The organism is Helicobacter salomonis, assembly GCF_900197775.1.
GTDB lineage: Bacteria > Campylobacterota > Campylobacteria > Campylobacterales > Helicobacteraceae > Helicobacter > Helicobacter salomonis.
In genome coordinates, this window is the sequence record NZ_FZMA01000067.1 from 1 (window position 1) to 970 (window position 970).

At 36.2% G+C, this 970-nt stretch carries 1 pseudogene; it reads left to right on the plus strand.

The features are described 5' to 3' along the window. Positions 1-127 precede the first annotated feature (127 nt). Positions 128-925 (plus strand): annotated as a pseudogene (locus C6H04_RS08240) (RNA-guided endonuclease InsQ/TnpB family protein); the annotation flags it as partial. Positions 926-970 lie beyond the last annotated feature (45 nt).

Here is a 970-nt window from a genome sequence, read left to right on the forward strand (position 1 = left end):
AGATTGTAGTTGCTCTTGTTTGTGGATAGATAGCCTTTGAGTTTGTAATGGTTTTCTTTCATAGCTCTACCTCAAAAATATTTTATAAAATTATGTTATAGATGTAAAATAGTTAAGGTGTAAGAAATTGCTTAAAGCAATAAAGTTTAGGATTTACTCTAGTGTTGAGCAAAAAGCACCGATGCAGTTACATTTTGGCTGTGCTAGGGTGATTTATAACTACTTTTTAGCATACCGCCAAAAGCAATACGCGTCATCGCATTAGAGAAAATTACTTTAGCATGCAAAAGGTGCTCACCCCCCTTAAAAAGCAAGAGGCTTACGCTTATTTGAGTGAGTGCAACTCTCAAAGCTTGCAAATGGCACTCAGGCAACTGAGCACAGCTTTTTGATAAATTCTTTTCTAAGTTAGCAGATTATCCTAGATTCAAATCTAAAAAGCATTCTAAGCAATCTTTCTGTGTCCCGCAACACTTAGAAATCAAACAAGAAACCAACCAAGTCAAGCTACCCAAATTCAAAGAAGCTATTAAAGCCAAGTTTCATAGGCATTTGCCTACAAACTCTATCGTCAAGCAGGGGTTTATCTCTTGTGTAGCAGATAAATACTACCTCTCTATAAGCTATGAGGATAATAAGCCTGAACCTAAACCCATAACTATCAAAAAAGCCGTGGGTTTAGATATGGGTTTAGAGTCTCTAGTCATAGCCAGCAATGGCGTGTTCTACCCATATAAAAAGTTTTTCCAAAATCTACAAACTAAACTCACTAAAGCACAAAGGAGATGGAAACTCAAAGGTTCTAGCAATAGAAAAAACAAATAGAGAAAGTGGCTAACCACACCTCTATTAGAGAGAGTAGAGAAAGCAAAGAGACGCTTTGCTCTACAAAATCAGCAACGAGATAACCAATCAAATCGGTTTAAAACTCTAAGGGTTATGAATTTTGTCAAAACCATAAGTTGACTAA